The sequence below is a fragment of the Citrobacter freundii complex sp. CFNIH4 genome, assembly GCF_002934505.1.
In the GTDB taxonomy this organism is placed as follows: domain Bacteria; phylum Pseudomonadota; class Gammaproteobacteria; order Enterobacterales; family Enterobacteriaceae; genus Citrobacter; species Citrobacter freundii.
On sequence record NZ_CP026231.1, the window covers coordinates 3,872,673 to 3,889,586 of the forward strand.

At 53.6% G+C, this 16,914-nt stretch carries 12 protein-coding genes; 1 reads left to right on the forward strand and 11 read right to left on the reverse strand.

From position 1 onward, the window contains the following. Positions 1-91 precede the first annotated feature (91 nt). From aaeB to aaeX, 3 genes are read right to left on the reverse strand one after another with little or no spacing between them, the layout of a single operon-like run. Positions 92-2,059 (reverse strand): p-hydroxybenzoic acid efflux pump subunit AaeB, encoded by a 1,968-nt coding sequence (aaeB, locus tag C2U41_RS19825; protein WP_103848546.1) that lies wholly within the window; start codon positions 2,057-2,059, stop codon positions 92-94. 5 nt (positions 2,060-2,064) lie between these two features. Further along, entirely contained in the window at positions 2,065-2,997 is a 933-nt protein-coding gene (gene aaeA / locus C2U41_RS19830) for a p-hydroxybenzoic acid efflux pump subunit AaeA (protein ID WP_003025174.1), read from the reverse strand. 7 nt (positions 2,998-3,004) lie between these two features. Beyond that, positions 3,005-3,208, reverse strand: a complete 204-nt coding sequence (gene aaeX / locus C2U41_RS19835; RefSeq protein ID WP_003025177.1) for a p-hydroxybenzoic acid efflux pump operon protein AaeX — start codon at positions 3,206-3,208, stop codon at positions 3,005-3,007. A 184-nt stretch (positions 3,209-3,392) separates the two neighbouring features. Between aaeX and aaeR the strand changes: the two genes are divergently transcribed. Next, positions 3,393-4,322 carry an HTH-type transcriptional activator AaeR gene (gene aaeR / locus C2U41_RS19840; protein ID WP_003839896.1) on the forward strand — a complete coding sequence of 310 codons (930 nt, stop codon included), beginning with the start codon at positions 3,393-3,395 and terminating at the stop codon, positions 4,320-4,322. Between the two features lie 86 nt (positions 4,323-4,408). Here aaeR and tldD read toward each other — a convergent pair whose 3' ends face one another. The 8 genes from tldD to csrD all read right to left on the reverse strand — a co-directional run bounded on the left by tldD (position 4,409) and on the right by csrD (position 16,872). Next, positions 4,409-5,854 (reverse strand): metalloprotease TldD, encoded by a 1,446-nt coding sequence (gene tldD, locus C2U41_RS19845; RefSeq protein WP_003025183.1) that lies wholly within the window; start codon positions 5,852-5,854, stop codon positions 4,409-4,411. Between the two features lie 161 nt (positions 5,855-6,015). Next, on the reverse strand, positions 6,016-9,831 hold the full coding sequence (yhdP, locus tag C2U41_RS19850; RefSeq protein WP_103848547.1) for an AsmA2 domain-containing protein YhdP: 3,816 nt from the start codon (positions 9,829-9,831) through the stop codon (positions 6,016-6,018). Positions 9,832-9,943: 112 nt separating this feature from the next. Beyond that, the gene (gene rng, locus C2U41_RS19855; RefSeq protein WP_003025190.1) at positions 9,944-11,413 is read right to left on the reverse strand and encodes a ribonuclease G; all 1,470 of its coding nucleotides are present in this window, start codon (positions 11,411-11,413) and stop codon (positions 9,944-9,946) included. Then, entirely contained in the window at positions 11,403-11,996 is a 594-nt protein-coding gene (locus C2U41_RS19860) for a Maf family protein (RefSeq protein WP_003839891.1), read from the reverse strand. The genes rng and C2U41_RS19860 overlap by 11 nt, the downstream gene beginning before the upstream one ends. A 7-nt stretch (positions 11,997-12,003) precedes the next feature. Continuing rightward, complete coding sequence (mreD, locus tag C2U41_RS19865; protein ID WP_003025196.1) at positions 12,004-12,492, reverse strand: rod shape-determining protein MreD; 489 nt, start codon at positions 12,490-12,492, stop codon at positions 12,004-12,006. Then, on the reverse strand, positions 12,493-13,515 hold the full coding sequence (mreC, locus tag C2U41_RS19870) for a rod shape-determining protein MreC (protein ID WP_003844819.1): 1,023 nt from the start codon (positions 13,513-13,515) through the stop codon (positions 12,493-12,495). 66 nt (positions 13,516-13,581) lie between these two features. Beyond that, entirely contained in the window at positions 13,582-14,625 is a 1,044-nt protein-coding gene (gene mreB / locus C2U41_RS19875) for a rod shape-determining protein MreB (RefSeq protein WP_000913396.1), read from the reverse strand. 306 nt (positions 14,626-14,931) lie between these two features. Beyond that, positions 14,932-16,872, reverse strand: a complete 1,941-nt coding sequence (gene csrD, locus C2U41_RS19885) for an RNase E specificity factor CsrD (RefSeq protein WP_016151068.1) — start codon at positions 16,870-16,872, stop codon at positions 14,932-14,934. Between the last annotated feature and the right edge of the window lie 42 nt (positions 16,873-16,914).

Consider the following 16,914-nt stretch of genomic DNA (forward strand, 5'->3'; position numbering starts at 1 on the left):
TCTACAGACCGCCAATATGTAGGGGTCTCTCGCATTTTCAGGTAAGTATAGCCATAAAAAAACCGACGCTTTTAGTGTCGGTTTTCAACTCTTAATTACTGACCAGCGCATGCTGGTATTTGTGCAACATCCCACTGAGTCGTTTTACCGGCTCGGTCACCTGTGGTGGTGCTTGCCAGATGATTAATTTCTCCTGATAGATCTCAAGCTCTTCCAGCAACTGGCTAAAATAGCGTCGACGCTTGTCGTCATTTCCTGCGGAAATCACGCGATCGGCAGTGCGGCGAAGCTGGCGGTGGAATGCGGAGAGATCTTCGTTTACCGGCACCGGCGCATCGCGCAGGCGCTGGTGTGCGATGATCATTGTCAGCGCCAGGCGAAACTTCGCCAGGTCGCCCGGAAATTTGTTCATCAGCAAAAACAGCTGCTGATAAAGCGCCGGGAGGTGGTTTTCTTTACGACGTACCACGTTGGTGGTCATCGCTGAAACCGCCGCCGAGACAAACTGGTTGAGCAACACACGACCCGTTCTGTCACGAGAGTTATCACGCACCAGCAGAATGACGATAAACGCCAACATGCAGCCAACAATCAGCCCCAGTGCACTGTCAAGGAACTGGCTAAAGTGGAAGGTCATCGGGTTATCCAGCACGATGATATTAATGGTGCTGGCCAGCGCCCCCATCGAACCCAGCCGTCGTTTCTGTACTTCAATCCCCAGAAAGAATCCCAGCACTGCCAGGCTCAGGCACAGCAACAACATGCTTTGCTGCGTATTAGGGATAATCACCAGGAAATAGAGCGCCCCGAGCGGTAACGCCGCCAACGTACCGTAGATAAAGTCTATCGCCACCATGCGCGGGTTGGGCAAACGCATTGCCAGCGAGGTGACGACCGCAATCATCACCATTGCGCCGCTGCCGGATGTCCAGCCGGTCCACAGCCAGAATAAGGTTCCCAGCACACAAGAAAGCGTGGTGCGCCAAAAGTTAACCATCGCATGGTGACGCTCGGCAGATTCCACTTTCACCACCGGTTCACCTTGCAGGATCTCTTCTTCGATAGCGCTAATTTTGGTGTTGCTGACAACTCCACGTTTAAGTAACAGATAGCGCGTTGCCGCCCCGGCCCAGGTGTAAATTGTGACAGGTGTGTCACGTTCACCGGTCCATGCAATCACCCGACGCATCCGCTTCAGCTGTTTATGGACATCCTGTACCGTTTCAACCGGCGTATCGAACAACTCGCGGAAGGTATCGGTGATCAGTTCTGGTCGGGTATTCTGAATAAGATAGGTTTCGCAGGATTGTGTGATAAGCGTAAGCGACAGCGTATTCAATGCCTTGAGTCTGCGGTTAGCCCGCACCCAGCGCGAGGACTCCATATTCAGGTTACTACGCATCCCTTCCAGCGCCGCCGTACGCCGGACTAAATCTCCCCAGGCTTTGTCTACTTCTTCACTGTCGCCATGCTTAATGCACAGCTGCATAAGCTGATATTGCGCCACCAGCAGGCTATCCAGTTCGACATCAATCTCCTGTTTCACCGAACGGGGCGAAAAGAGCAGGTCGGCAACAATGGCACAGACAATACCCATCACAATTTCACTACAGCGTTCGAGCGCAAATTGCGGCGTCAGCAGCGGTTCAGCCTGGATAGTAATGACGATGATCAGCGCCGTATAGCCTGAAAGCCCCCAGGCATAAGAGTTTTCGATCTTCACTAACGACGAGATCCAGGTACAAAAACCGGCCCAGATACAACACACCAGGATCATCAATAGCGGGGCGCGGATCATGCTGATGATAATGATCAGGGCGGCAATACAGCCGATAAATGTCCCGACAATACGCAACATGCCTCGATAGCGGATAGCACCTGAATAAGGTTCTCCGCCAGCGGCAAAGGCTGGACCTGCCGCCACAATGGCCGCGGTCAGCACCGCCCAGCGCGGGGTCTCAAGCTGGAAGTGAAAGCCAACGAACAGCGCCAGTACAATCGCGCAGGCCAGTTTTACCGCAAAGCGGATATGCTGGTTGGCAATGGAGAAAATACCCATCGCGATTAACCAAACTCGCGCAGGCGGTGCGCCATTTTACGGAAGAAAGATTCCTGGCTGGCATCGCGATCCTGCTTGCCGGTAATGACGACGGTCGCCGTCGTCCCGGCAGGCCACAAGGTTCCCTGCTGCTCATCAAGACGAATTCGCACCGGCACACGCTGCGCCAGACGCACCCATTCAAGATTGGAATCAATGGTCGCCATACCCTTGGCGTCCCGCGTGCTGCTGGCATTCGTTACGCCAGCCGCCACACTATCAACCGTGCCCTTCAGCACATTATTACTGCCAAGCGGGGTGATTTCAGCGCGATACCCAGGGCGGACGCCTTCCAGTTTGGTTTCTTCCATATACGCCAGCACATAGAAAGAATGCTGTTTGACCAATGCCACCGCCGTGGAACCGCGCGTGATAAATTCGCCGCTATAGACGTTCAGGTTAGTCACCCAGCCGTCTGCTGGCGCGCGAATAACGGTACGTTCCAGATCTAATTTCGCCAGATCGCGGGTCGCTTGCGCCTTCGCAAGCTGGTGTAATACGGTTTGCAGGACGTTGTTTGATTGGTCAATCTCTTCACGAGACATAGCCTGAACGCCCAATCGGTTACGACGACCGGCCTCCTGGCGTTTTTCCTGCGCCAGTACCTGATAATAGGCCACGTCAGCTTCGGCCTGCTCGAGGGCTTTCTTATAGCGTGGCTGGTCGATAGTGAACAGGATCTGATCCTTTTTCACCAGTTGGTTATCATGGATGTTAACGTTGGTAATAAGGCCCGCAACATCCGGCGCAATCGCGACGACATCGGCGCTGAAACGCGCATCACGTGTCCACGGCGACTCGGTGTAGAACACCCATGCGCGGAAAATAGCGATGAAAGCCAGAATGACCAGTATCACGGTAATGGCCGTGCGGGAGAGTTTTCTTGTTAGTGTTTTCACTTCAACCTCAAACGAACAGGCGCGTTATTAAATAGAACAGACAGCAATACAGCGCGGTGTTAAACAGAGCCGGATGCCAGACAAAATCATAGATGCCAGTCGGAACAAGCACCCGGCGCACCAGCCAGAAAATCGCCAGTGACAAAAGTAATTCGAAAAAAATCGGTGGGAAGGACAGACCAAACACCACGATAACGGGAAACAGACTCATGTTGACCTTGGTAACGTAAGAGAGTGCAGATGATAGATTTTCTAGCGTATGTCACCGCAGAGAAGGGCAAGGATGAGCCAGGCGAGAGCGACATAGCCGTTATTTGAATAATAATATATTAACGTAACTGTTTTGCTGTTATCTATATTATGTGATCTAAATCACTTTTAAGCCAGAGTGAACAATGGAACGATTAAAACGTATGTCGGTGTTCGCCAAAGTTGTCGAAATGGGCTCCTTCACCGCCGCCGCAAGACAGCTACAAATGAGCGTTTCATCGATAAGCCAGACGGTCTCAAAACTGGAAGATGAGCTACAGGTCAAGCTGCTAAACCGCAGCACGCGTAGCATTGGGCTAACTGAAGCCGGTAAAATTTATTATCAGGGCTGCCGGAGAATGCTGCACGAAGCGCAGGATGTTCACGAGCAACTCTATGCCTTTAACAACACGCCCATCGGCACCCTGCGCATTGGCTGTTCTTCAACTATGGCACAAAATGTCCTCGCCGGATTAACCGCCACAATGCTGAAAGAGTATCCGGGATTGACGGTAAATCTGGTGACCGGCATCCCGGCCCCGGATTTAATCGCTGATGGTCTGGACGTGGTTATCCGCGTCGGCGCGTTGCAGGACTCCAGCCTGTTTTCACGCCGTTTGGGAGCTATGCCGATGGTGGTCTGCGCGGCGAAAAGCTATCTCGCACAGTTTGGCACCCCGGAGAAACCTGCCGATCTCAGCAACCACTCGTGGCTGGAATACAGCGTGCGCCCGGATAATGAATTCGAGCTTATCGCTCCGGAAGGAATTTCCACCCGCCTGATCCCAGAGGGTCGTTTTGTGACTAACGATCCGATGACATTGGTGCGCTGGCTGGCCGCAGGCGCGGGCATTGCCTATGTACCGCTGATGTGGGTGATCAATGAGATCAATCGTGGCGAAGTGGAGATTCTGCTTCCCCGCTACCAGTCGGATCCGCGTCCGGTCTATGCGCTGTATACCGAAAAAGACAAATTGCCGCTCAAGGTGCAGGTGGTGATTAACTATCTGACAGACTATTTTGTCGATGTAGCGCAGCTGTTTCAGGGAATGTACGGTCGGGGAAAAGAGAAATAAAAAAAGTGTAGGCCGGATAAGGCATTGACGCCGCATCCGGAAAGATGCCCGATGGCACTGGTGCTTATCGGGCATACATCATGATGTTATGCGGTGCCACCCACGGTCAGGTTATCCACCTTCAGCGTGGGCTGGCCCACGCCCACCGGCAGGCTCTGCCCTTCTTTACCGCACACGCCAACCCCGTTATCCAGTTTCAGGTCGTTACCCACCATCGAAATCTGCTGCATCGCTTCGATACCAGAGCCAATCAGCGTCGCGCCTTTCACCGGTTTGGTGACTTTACCGTTTTCAATCAGATATGCTTCAGACGTAGAGAACACAAATTTTCCGGAGGTGATATCCACCTGGCCGCCGCCGAAGTTAGGCGCATAAATACCGTATTCAACGGATTCGATGATTTCCTGCGGCGTAGATTTCCCCGGCAGCATATAGGTGTTGGTCATACGTGGCATCGGCAGGTGCGCGTAAGATTCGCGGCGACCGTTACCCGTTGGCGCAACGCCCATCAGGCGCGCATTCAGTTTGTCCTGCATGTAGCCTTTCAGAATACCGTTTTCGATCAGCACGTTGTACTGACCCGGCGTGCCTTCATCATCAATAGCCACAGAGCCACGACGGTCCGCCATTGTGCCGTCATCCACCACGGTGCACAGTTCTGACGCTACCAGCTCCCCCATGTGACCGCTGAATACCGAGGTACCACGGCGGTTAAAGTCGCCTTCCAGACCATGACCGACCGCTTCATGCAGCAGAACGCCAGGCCAGCCAGCGCCGAGTACTACTGGCAGCGTACCAGCAGGCGCAGCTACCGCAGAGAGATTAACCAACGCCATGCGTACGGCTTCTTTCGCCCATGCGTCAGCACGAACTTCACCATCAAGGTCGCCCAGGAAATAGTCATAGCCAAAACGACCGCCGCCACCGCTGGCGCCGCGCTCGCGCTTACCGTCCTCTTCCACCTGTACGCTTACGGACAGGCGTACCAGCGGGCGAACGTCAGCGGCCAGCGTACCGTCGGTCGCTGCTACCAGGATCAGTTCATAAACACCGGTCAGGCTGGCGGTTACTTCCTGGACGCGCTTGTCGGCGGCACGCGCCACGCTGTCTACGCGGCGCAGAATATCCAGTTTCTCTTCGCGGCTCATGCTCTGCAGGGGATCAACCGAGGTGTAAAGCGCCTGATGCTCCACAGCTCCCAGCGTTTTTACTTTGCCGTCACCGCTGTCACGCACGATAGTACGGGCAGCATGAGCACTCTGCTCCAGAGCCAGCAGGCTAATCTGGTCTGCATAGGCAAACCCTGTTTTTTCGCCGCTGATGGCGCGCACGCCAACGCCCTGATCGATATTGTAAGAACCATCTTTAATGATGCGGTCTTCTAAAACCCAGGATTCGTGATAGCTCGACTGAAAATAGAGATCGCCGTAATCAAGACGGCGTTCGGCCAGTTGGCCCAGGATGGCAAACAGATCCTGATGTTTCAGGCCATTTGCCGCTAGCAATTGTTCACTTACCAGGTTCAGACTCATCGTTTTGCTACTCATTAGTTACTGTTGTAGGCCTGATAAAACGCGCCAGCGTCGCCATCAGGCACTTCAATGCCGGATGGCGGCGTGAACGCCTTATCCGGCCTACGGACTGCGGTAGAGGATCTATGTTGAGATTGGGGCAATTACTCGCCCCCGTCAAATTATTGCTGGCTTTCTTTGCGCGGCTGACGCAGAACTTCGTTAATCTGCGGCTTATCGACCGGACCGGTGATGCGATAGCGCAGAATCGACACTTTGCTCCACAATGGTCCCAGAACCTTACTGGCAGCAAACACCGCCGCGCCGACAATTGGATTGACAGCAAACGCAGCGGCAACGCCTACGGTGGCAGAAATTTCCGGCGCGACAATGGCTTCCATATCCAGCTCCCGGCGCACCAGGTTCACCGAGCCTTTCATCGCAATGTCTGCCTCCAGACCGTCCACCAGCGTGTCATCGGTATGCATCACGCCATCTTTGATCCAGGCCGTGCTGCGAATCGAGTCGAAATAGAAACCTTCGCTGAAAGTATCGCTAAAATCAAAACGCAGTTTACGCAGCAACGCATCAAAGCTCAGCAGTCGCAATAGTTGCCCCGCATGTCCGGTGCTGAGTTCAGTAAGCTCACCTTTGCCCAACCGGGTACGCAAAATCCCATTCAGCGAAGCTTCATCTGGATCCCATGGCGGGTTACGCCAGTGCAGGTCATACTCCACGTTGAACGAAGAGTTACGAATCGGGGTCGATACGCCAAAGAAACTGGCAGCGGAGTCAATTTTACTGCCGCTCAGTTTACCCTTCAGTGACGTTCGTTCTTTGCCCGGCGCGTTCACCCACACGCCATCGGTGGTCAGTCTGGCAAAGCCTGTATCCAACAGACCGTTACTCAGCGTTAGCGTGTCGCCTTTAATCGCCACATCGGCATCAATACGCCCATATTTCTGTCCCCACATCCAGCACTCGGCACAGCGTAACTGAACATCCGGCCAGCCGCGGAAGCTGACGTTGTCCACGGCGGAAAACGGCGAGGCTGGAGTACTATTCAGTGGTGCTTTCGTCGGCGACGCTTTCGCCGCGCTGGGGTTGTAATAAAGATACTTAATATTGGCCAGCCACGGCGCATTATTGCGCATAGCCAGCGTGGCATTAATTTCACGTCCCTGCGCCTGCACGATGGAGCCATTGCTCGCAGGCTCAGACACGATACTCAAGTTATTCCAATTCTGACCGCCCAGGGATAACGATGGCGTACGCACCGTGATGCGCTGCGGGAAGTTGGCGTTGGTGCCAACGTTATCTGCTGCGCCTTTCTGGAACAACGCCAGCCATTGCGCGCCATCCATAGGGGGAAGGTTAAGCTCAATACCTTGCTGATCGGGTAACGCGGGCACGGTGCGGCTTTCCGACGTCCAGATTGCGCGGTCAAGCGTCAGTTTCTGATTCAGCAACCAGCGGCTGTTAAAGTGGTTCTTACTGCCCGCGTTGCCGGTCAGTTCAAAACTGCGCAGATTGCCGTTGGCCTTAACGTTCACCGGTAATGCCTCACCGGCTGCCTTATTCAGCGGAGCAGGTAAGTGACTACTTACATTCTTCAGGTCGCCTTTTAGCTCAATGTCGTAGGTCGGTCCGGCATGATACGGAAGATCGATACCCACCTTGCCATTCCACGCCATGCTACCGCTTAAGGCATCGTTGACCTGCGCCGGTAAAATCCCCATGCGGGTTGGCTGCCAGTCGCCTTGCAGGTTCACGGCTACCTGATAGGCTTTCGCCCCTTCGGTGGTGGAGAAGTCGACGTTCAGCGGCTGATTAAACCAGTTCGCCGTCATCGGCTCGCTCTTCAGATCGCCGTTGATAAAGCTGAATTTACCATTCAAATTCTTCAGCGTGCTGTCGAGCGGTTTAATAAACAGGCTGTTATTACGCAGGTTGACATCGCCTTTGGCGGTAACCTGCGAGCCGTCTAGCGGGATATCCAGATGTAAGCGAGCATTCACATCGCCGTCAATCTGCAACTGCTCAAGCGTAGCGCCGAGGGAGTCCTTCAACGGCGTCTCATCAAAATAAGGTCCGACCGCCTTGCCCGGCCCGTTGATATCGGCATCAATCAGCAGTTTTTCTTTAGCATAGTCGGGAATACTAGCCGTCAGGTTACTGGCCTTCACGCCGCCTAAATTGACGCTATCCGTCTTCATCCACAGACCATCGTTAATGAAGTTCAGTTCAATATTGAGATCGGTTAGCGCAGGCCAGTCGGGCTGGAAAGCAAATTTCGCGTTACGTAGCGGCACCAGAACCTGAAATTGCCCTTCGTTGTGCAGATACGGGAACAGATGTGGGTTACCGCCATACACCAGCGTGGCGTTATCCGCTTCGCCGCCCTGAATAGCGCCGCTGAGGTAGTCAACCAGCTCTTTGCCCATCAAGTTTTCCGGAAAATAGCGCCAGGCCTGAGAGCCGTCGTCGGTGCTAATGCCAGCCAGAATGCCTAACCACGGTTCATCTCCAGTGGGCTGCAGATAGCGAAAACCACCGCGCGCGCGTACCGCTTTCGCTTTAACATCGATGTTGCGCCCATCTAACTGAAAACCTTTATCATTTTTCAGCCAGCTTAGCGTCGCCACGCCGTTCTCTATTTCCAGCGGCGCGCGGAAGACAGTTTCATACGGCATTTTGGCTTGCTTCATGGAGGCGGTGAGCGCCCCATTTTCAACACTGCCCGCAAGCGTACCGGAGAAATGCTCAGCCCCCGGTAACAACTTCCACTGTTTCCAGGCCAGATTGGTCCACGATGACAGGATGCGGGTTTTTTCTGTCGCCTGTAACGGGATATCCAGCGCCAGCACATCTATTTTGCCGCTCGGCTGCGTGGCGCGCCAAATATCACCCAGCGCAGGCGATAACCGGGACGCCATCGGGCGCAGACCTTCTAATCCGGCCAGATCCAGATTGCTGGCACGAATGCGAAGCTCGTCGCTGCGCTTGTTATTCTCACCACCGACTTCCTGCTCAGGGATCCAGGCCAGCGTTAATGCGCCGCTCGGCCAGGGTTTATCATCCATGGTAATACGAGTATCGGGAATAGAGAATTGCCAGCCCGCCTCTTCACGGCTGATGTGCGCCGTCAGATTATCGACGGAGAGCGTGTGCGTACGATTTTCACCCAGCCAACTTGCTCCACCTTTTTTCAGCCAGACATCGCCACCAGAAACGACGCCTTTGCTGATCGTCATCCATGCTTCCAGGCTAAAACGCGCGGTTTGTAGCGCGACATTATCCTGCATCCATTTGCCCAACCACGGTTTGACGTCAATGTCGTCTGCCTGCAACCAGACCCGACCATTATTCAATAGCCCATTATCGTCGCGCAGATCCATCCTCACCTGCATAACGCCGTGCTGTCCGGTCAGGCTGGAGAGGCTGACCTGACCCTCGGCGCGATGCCGATTTTTATTGTTCAGCCAGGTAAGCTGTGGGATCGCCAGTTCAGCACGTTGGCCTGAGAGGGTTATAAAGCTGATATGACTGTCGCGTAGATCGAAATGATCAAACTGACGCAGGAAGAGATTGCTGAGATGGTCGGTTTCAATTCCATCTCCGCCTTCACTACGCTGGATAGGGGTATTGGTGCGCAACTGCAGTTGCCAAAAGGTGAGATCGCGAAACTGCCAACGCATGTGCAGCAAACTTTGCCAGACATCCAGCGCCAGCGTGACGCGTTTTACCGAAAATTCTCCCCCATCTTTTAGCTGCGCATGGATATTACGCGCTTCAAGCGTAGGACCGAAATTTTGCCAGCTGGCAGAAAGCTGACTGGCGGAAACAGGTAGACCTGTAGCGGATTCAATCTTGCCAAGAATGGCTGGACGCCAGCTATCAAGATGAGGTAACGCAAGGCGCAGTCCACTGACCAGCAGCGCTGCGATGACAACGAATGCGGCTCCAGTGAGCAGTAATATCCCCGGCAATCGCCTCACGCACCTCTCCTTGTCTACCAAAAAATATGACTCACACCCCTTTGAGTGAATATTGCCGGATGACGGCGCTTGCGCCTTATCCGGCCTACATGCGCGGGCGCCACTACACGATTTACATCATGACGACGTCGAACTGCTCCTGGTTATACAGCGGTTCGATTTGTACTTTGACCTGTTTGCCGACAAAGATCTCAACCTCCGCCAGCGCATGTGACTCTTCACCTTTCAGAGTTTCAGCCACTGCCGGAGAGGCATAAACCAGGAAACGATCGGAGTCATATGCATGGTGTACCCGCACGATTTCGCGCATGATTTCATAACATACGGTTTCCACCGTTTTCACCGTACCACGCCCATGGCAGGTTGGACACTCGTTGCACAATACATGTTCCACACTTTCACGTGTGCGTTTGCGCGTCATCTCCACCAGGCCCAGCTGTGAAAAACCGTTAATGCTGGTTTTTACACGATCCTTGCTCAGAGCCTGCTCCAAGGAGTGCAGCACCCGGCGACGGTGATCTTCATTATTCATGTCGATAAAATCGATAATGATGATGCCGCCGAGGTTACGCAGACGCAGCTGACGAGCAATGGCCTGCGTTGCTTCAATATTAGTATTAAAGATAGTGTCGTCGAGATTACGATGCCCAACAAACGCGCCGGTATTGATGTCGACGGTGGTCATCGCTTCAGTTTGATCGATGATCAGATAACCGCCGGACTTCAGCTCAACTTTGCGTTCCAGCGCGCGCTGGATTTCATTCTCTACATCAAAGAGATCAAAAATAGGCTGACGCCCGCTGTAATGTTCCAGCTTGCTGGTCATCTCGGGGATATATTCCGCCGTAAATTCCAGTAACGCCTCATAGGTCAGACGGGAGTCGACGCGGATGCGGTCAAGCTGCGCATCAGCAAAGTCACGCAACACGCGCTGTGCCAGTGCCAGTTCACCGTACATCTGGTAGCGCGTTTGCGGGCGCTTTTTACGCTCCATGACTTTTGTCCAGACGCGTTTCAGGTAGGCAGCATCCGAGGCCAGATCCTCTTCGCATACGCCTTCTGCCGCCGTGCGAATGATGAAACCACCCTGCTCATCGCAGTAATCCGCCACCACTTTTTTCAGACGTTCGCGTTCCGTTTCGCTTTCGATACGTTGGGATACGCCAACGTGCGAGGCCCCCGGCATAAAAACGAGATAACGGGAAGGAAGCGTGATGTCCGTCGTCAGGCGTGCGCCCTTCGTTCCCAAAGGATCTTTTACCACCTGCACCATCAGATCCTGACCCTGGCGCACCAGTTCAGAAATGTCGCGTACGGTGAACTGTTTTTGTTCTTCACCCGCCACGCATTCGGTGTGCGGCATGATGTCAGAAGCGTGAAGAAATGCGGCTTTATCCAGTCCAATATCTACAAAAGCCGCCTGCATACCCGGAAGTACACGACTTACACGACCTTTGTAGATATTGCCTACGATTCCGCGTCGCGCCTCACGTTCAATATGAATTTCCTGCAGAATACCGCCATCAATATAAGCCACCCGAGTTTCCGATGGCGTTACGTTTACCAACAATTCAGCCGTCATGTTTATCCCTTTTCTCACGCAGTGCGTTAAAATTGGTCAGCAACTCATACGTTTCTACCAGCGGTAAGCCGACTACGGCGTGATAGCTGCCATTTATCTTCCTGACAAAACAGCCACCCAACCCTTGAATACCGTATGCACCTGCTTTATCCATTGGTTCACCGCTGGCAACATAACCCGCGATGTCCTCATCGGTTAGTGCTCTGAATGTCACTTCCGTCACTACCAGGCAGTCCAGACTGTGCTGGCAATCGGCCAGTGCCACGGCCGTCATAACTTGATGCGTTTTGCCCGACAGTTTGCGCAGCATTGCTGCGGCGTGGGCAGCGTCGTGCGGTTTTTCCAGCACTTCGCCATTAAGGATAACGATGGTATCCGCACCCAATACCGGCAAATCGCGCGGTGCCAGCGCTACACCAGCCTGCGCTTTTTCGCGCGCCAGACGGGAAACGTACTGCTGCGCACTTTCCTGCGGGTGCCGCTGTTCTTCAATCCCAGGGATCAGCCGTTCAAACGTAACACCAAGCTGAGCGAGCAACTCCTGACGACGTGGAGAACCTGAAGCAAGATACAGAGTATTCATATCAACCTTATTGCACCGCAAACTGCTGACGGACTTTACGCATCAGTAAGAATAGCCATGGCCAAAGCACGCCATTCACTACACTACTCCAGAACACTTCAGGTCTGAAAGAGACGTTGATCACTAAAAACTCGGCCCAGAAAACAATAATATCCACGACCAGTGATAACAACATGACCACCAGCGCCTGTTGCCAGAGCGCGAGGTTTCGGAATAGCTGGAATTTCAGCGCGACCAGATAAGCAATGATACTCATCGACAATGCGCGCACGCCAAGCGTGGAGCCGCTGATGAGATCCAGTATGGCACCCACCACAAATCCCGTGCCCACATTTACGCGATGCGGCAGTGCCAGGATCCAATACAACAAGATGAGCAGTACCCAGTTTGGCCGGAAAACCAGAATGTCATCCGGCCAGGGCATGACTTGCAGCAACAGTGCAATAAGGAACGAGAGCCAAATCACCCAACGTCCCTGGCTACGATAGCTTGCCACTTACTGTCCTCCCGGCTTACGCGGAGCAGGTTGTGGCGGCGTGGTATCCACAGGCGCAGAAGTCACACCTGTTGCAGGAGTTGGCACTGGCGCAGGCGGCCCCATGGCATCTGGTGCTGGCAGAACTTGCGGCATCATTTGCATCAGACGTTCATTGGCAACGCGGTGTACTTCTTCCGGCGTCATCGGGTTCGCGCCATTACGATCGGCACCCCACAACAGCAACAGATAGCGCAAACGCTGCAGACCCGCGGTCGGGCGAGCCTGAATCACGGTATAAGCGCGCTGAGTGTCCAGCTTAACGGAAGAAACAACAGCAACCGGATAACCTTCAGGGAAACGTCCGCCCAGACCCGAGGTGACCAGCACATCGCCAACGCGAATGTCGGTATTGGCCGGCAGGTGTTCGAGCTGAAGATCGTCAGTGCAGCCGTTACCCGCAGCGATCACGCGAATATCGTTACGCAGAACCTGAATGGGCAGCGCATGCGTCGCATCGCAAATCAGCAGCACGCGGCTCGTCAGTTTAGCCACCGCCACGACCTGACCCACAACGCCTTTGTCACTAATAACCGGCTGACCTTCGTAGACGCCGTTAACGCTCCCCTTGTCGATCACCACCTGATCGCTGTAAGGGTCATTAACCGTTGAGATGACTTGCGTCACCATCTTTTGTTCGTCCTGACGCAATGGCGATCCCAGCAGCTCACGCAAACGCGCGTTCTCCTGTTTGTATTGCCCCAGCATCAGCAGTTCGCTATTTTTCAGCAGCAGTTCCTGACGCAATGCCCGGTTTTCAAGTTCGAGTTGGTCACGCGAAGCCAGCGTTTGCGACACGCCGTCAAGTAATTCACGAGGACCATTTGAGATAAAGTAGAAAGGACTGACGGCGGTATCCATGTACGTTCGGATTTGACTAAACGTACCCAAGCGGCTGTCGGCAATAATAACACCGAGCGCCACCAGCACCGCCAGAATAAGGCGAATCTGTAGCGAAGGGCCACGGCTAAAAATTGGCTTCATAGTCTATGGGTATTCTCGTATCAGAGCGGAAGGGCAACCCGCGGGGGCTACCCAACCTGCATCCGATTACTCTTCGCTGAACAGGTCGCCGCCGTGCATGTCGATCATTTCCAGCGCCTTGCCGCCGCCGCGCGCCACGCAGGTCAGCGGATCTTCAGCAACAACAACTGGAATACCGGTTTCTTCCATTAACAGACGGTCAAGGTTACGCAGCAGCGCACCGCCACCGGTCAGCACCATACCGCGTTCGGAGATGTCAGACGCCAGTTCCGGCGGGCACTGTTCCAGTGCAACCATTACCGCGCTAACGATACCGGTCAGCGGTTCCTGCAGGGCTTCCAGAATCTCGTTGGAGTTCAGGGTAAAGCCGCGCGGAACGCCTTCAGCCAGGTTACGACCGCGAACTTCGATTTCGCGCACTTCGTCGCCCGGATAAGCGGAACCGATCTCGTGTTTAATACGTTCTGCGGTCGCTTCACCGATCAGAGAACCGTAGTTACGACGAACATAATTAATGATGGCTTCATCAAAGCGGTCGCCGCCAATACGAACAGAAGAGGAGTAAACCACGCCGTTCAGGGAGATAACGGCAACTTCAGTGGTACCACCACCGATATCAACAACCATTGAACCGGTTGCTTCAGAAACTGGCAGACCCGCACCGATCGCAGCCGCCATCGGCTCTTCGATCAGGAAGACTTCACGAGCACCTGCGCCCTGAGCTGATTCACGGATCGCACGGCGTTCAACCTGAGTTGCTCCAACCGGTACACACACCAGTACGCGCGGGCTTGGGCGCATGAAGCTATTGCTGTGCACTTGCTTGATAAAGTGCTGGAGCATTTTTTCAGTCACGAAGAAGTCAGCGATAACGCCGTCTTTCATTGGGCGAATTGCAGCGATATTGCCCGGCGTACGACCCAGCATCTGCTTCGCATCATGACCTACTGCAGCTACGCTTTTCGGCGAACCGGCACGATCCTGACGAATGGCCACAACAGAAGGCTCATTCAATACGATGCCTTGTCCTTTTACATAAATAAGGGTATTCGCGGTACCCAGGTCAATGGACAGGTCATTGGAAAACATGCCACGAAATTTTTTCAACATACTAAGGGATAATCCTGAAAGCTGGGGCGGAAAACAAAATCCGCTTACTTTACCAACCACACGCAGCAGCGACAAGGCGCAAAAATCATCTGCTACGGTGAAAATTAGTGCAGTTCGTTTCCTTTGTTACAAAACCGGCCTGAGTCCATCAGGGCTGAATAAATCAGCAGCACTCCTCGCTTTTGTTTGCAACCTGTCAAAGGTCATTCACCTGCATGTTTGCTGTTACAACCTGGCGAGCAGGCAAGCACACCCCCAGAAGGCACAGCGCGCGTTATTCTACGTGAAAACAAATTAAACGGCAGGTTAAACCGAGTATCTTTGCGAATATTTTTTCACGTTAGTGTCAAGTGGTTGTGATGCAGCAAAAAAATCCCCTTGCCCACCCGCAACTCCGCGTTCTGTCAGCGTATGCCACTCACTACGCGAACGTACGCCCGTAGCGTAAACCTGCGTGGGTGTTCCCGAACAGGCCTCCACCAGGCTTTGAACCAGAAGCTGATTTTCCGTTCGCTTATCAATGTTCCTCACCAGACTTGGATGCAGCTTCAATAACTCAACGTTAAGCTCTTTAATCCAACTGGTGCTCACCAGCGTTAACCCCGCCTGCGTAACGGCAATACGCACGCCCAGCGCATTCATCAATCTGATGACGGGCTGTAACCGGCTGATATGTTGACAGACATCTGCCTCAGCAAGTTCAATAATTATGCGTTTGCGTAATGATTTTTCGCACTGCATCAGCGTATCACGCAGCCAGCGCTGAAAACGTGGGCGAATAAGCGATTCAACCGTTATCTGCATCGCCAGATTTTCCTGCGGCCAGTAACCCAAAAGCAGGGTCAGACGGCTTATCTGCAAACGGTCATACTCTTCAGCCAGGCCAAATTGAAGGACCATCGGCATATATTCCGCCGAAATGACCTCTTCGTTACCATCAAAAATACGGCACATCAGCTCCCGATGGTGCACCCGCCCTTCACGGGTTACTGCAGGCTTTTGATAAATTCTCGGCCCGCCCCGGCTGAGCATCTGTTCGATCAGCGTTCGCCAGCGTACGTTGCCCCGACCTTTTTCCGGCAGCGAGTCATCATAGACCGACCAGCTATTTCCACCCTGCAATACCGAATTCCGCGTGGCCGCTTCAGCATGATCCATCACTTGCTCTGGCGACTGACCGCTGCGGCAAACGCAAATACCAATATGAACCATATCGGCACGATCGATCATTTTATTAGCCGGAAGTGCATCTACCGCTTTTAATAATTGCCCGGCAATGCTTTCCGCCTCTTTCAACGTGCGGTGTGGCAGCAGGATGGCAAAATCGCTACGGTGGTAACGCGCCAGCAACGCGCCCGGATAGCGCGTCATAAAAGTCGACAACAAATTGATCAGCGTCGAGATTTGTTCTTCCGCGAGGGTGATTCCCCAGCTATCGCGCAGCAGCGTAAAGTCCGGCAGGCGCACCATCATCACGACGCCATGCGAGCCTACTTTTTCCTGATCTTCCAGCAGCGTGGCCAGTTGGTTATCAAAGAACAAGCGGTTGCTTAGCCCAGTTTTTGTATCCTGCGCGACATAGGAACGAATCAGCGTATCCAGGCGGCTGCGTTGCTCGCGAGCATTTTGAATTTCAGTCAGCAGCATATCGAGCGCACTGCTGGTGCGCGCAGGCCATTCATAGACCGTTCCCCGCACATTCGGTCCACGTTCGCCGTTCAGAATACGTGTGGAACGAATCTCCAGCAGCTCCTGACCCGAAAGCTGGCGCTGAAGCCAGCGCACAGACAAAAAGAGCATCAGAATAATGAAAGCAATGGCTATCGTGAGCGGTGCGGTGGTCAGTAGCGAATGGAAATAGTTACCCATCGGATCCTGATAAACCAGACGCAATGACATGCCCGGATGCTTGACCAACGGTACGGTGATCTCGCGGTAGAGATTGTTCGTCCCTGCCGGTCGGTAGCTACTGGTGCGCGAATGGTCATACACCACGTGTTCGCCCTGCAACAGTTCGATGCGCACGATATCAACAGAAACCATCAGCTCATCGATTTGCGGGGTTAACGCAACGACATCTCTGGAGACCAGATGCGTATCAATCGCCGTCGCGACCGCCTGCACGCGCGTGGTGAACTTATATTGAATAGCGTTATAGAAACTCAGCGAACAGCCGATCAGAGTCACGAAGATCGTTAACCCAGTAAGCAGCGTGACAAAAGCTGAAAATTTCGTCGTTAATCGCATCCTTGTGTTAACTCCGACAGTTATGAAACAGGCCTGAAAGTG

What these genes read in the sequence shown, in the direction of transcription:
- aaeB (WP_103848546.1), bottom strand. Translation starts at nt 2,059, where the DNA reads ATGGGTATTTTCTCCATTGCCAACCAGCATATCCGCTTTGCGGTAAAA.
- aaeX (WP_003025177.1), bottom strand. Translation starts at nt 3,208, where the DNA reads ATGAGTCTGTTTCCCGTTATCGTGGTGTTTGGTCTGTCCTTCCCACCG.
- aaeR (WP_003839896.1), top strand. Translation starts at nt 3,393, where the DNA reads ATGGAACGATTAAAACGTATGTCGGTGTTCGCCAAAGTTGTCGAAATG.
- tldD (WP_003025183.1), bottom strand. Translation starts at nt 5,854, where the DNA reads ATGAGTCTGAACCTGGTAAGTGAACAATTGCTAGCGGCAAATGGCCTG.
- rng (WP_003025190.1), bottom strand. Translation starts at nt 11,413, where the DNA reads ATGACGGCTGAATTGTTGGTAAACGTAACGCCATCGGAAACTCGGGTG.
- C2U41_RS19860 (WP_003839891.1), bottom strand. Translation starts at nt 11,996, where the DNA reads ATGAATACTCTGTATCTTGCTTCAGGTTCTCCACGTCGTCAGGAGTTG.
- mreC (WP_003844819.1), bottom strand. Translation starts at nt 13,515, where the DNA reads ATGAAGCCAATTTTTAGCCGTGGCCCTTCGCTACAGATTCGCCTTATT.
- mreB (WP_000913396.1), bottom strand. Translation starts at nt 14,625, where the DNA reads ATGTTGAAAAAATTTCGTGGCATGTTTTCCAATGACCTGTCCATTGAC.
- csrD (WP_016151068.1), bottom strand. Translation starts at nt 16,872, where the DNA reads ATGCGATTAACGACGAAATTTTCAGCTTTTGTCACGCTGCTTACTGGG.